Origin of the sequence: Paracraurococcus ruber (assembly GCF_004353985.1) — a bacterium.
Lineage (GTDB): Bacteria > Pseudomonadota > Alphaproteobacteria > Acetobacterales > Acetobacteraceae > Paracraurococcus > Paracraurococcus ruber.
The window spans coordinates 1-239 of sequence record NZ_SMOA01000779.1; the positions used below are offsets into that span (position 1 = coordinate 1).

1 pseudogene is annotated in these 239 nt (G+C 67.4%); it reads right to left on the minus strand.

The window, feature by feature from the left end:
• A pseudogene (locus E2C05_RS32665) lies at positions 1 to 108 on the minus strand (transposase); the annotation flags it as partial.
• Between the last annotated feature and the right edge of the window lie 131 nt (positions 109 to 239).

Consider the following 239-nt stretch of genomic DNA (forward strand, 5'->3'; position numbering starts at 1 on the left):
CTGCAGAATGGAGCCGATCAAGCCCTCGGTCTGGCGCAGCGCCAAGCGGAACACGGCCCGCAGCGTCAGGGCGGTTGCGATCGCCAGGGCCGAATACTTCGGCTGTCCGCCCCGGCCAGTGAGGTGGTCCCCGGATCTCGGACAGGCGGGTAAGCTCGGTTCGCCTGTGAGAAGGACGGCCCTGGATGACGGGCAAGCGGACGCGGTACTCGGCGGACTTCAAGGCGAAGGTAGCGTTG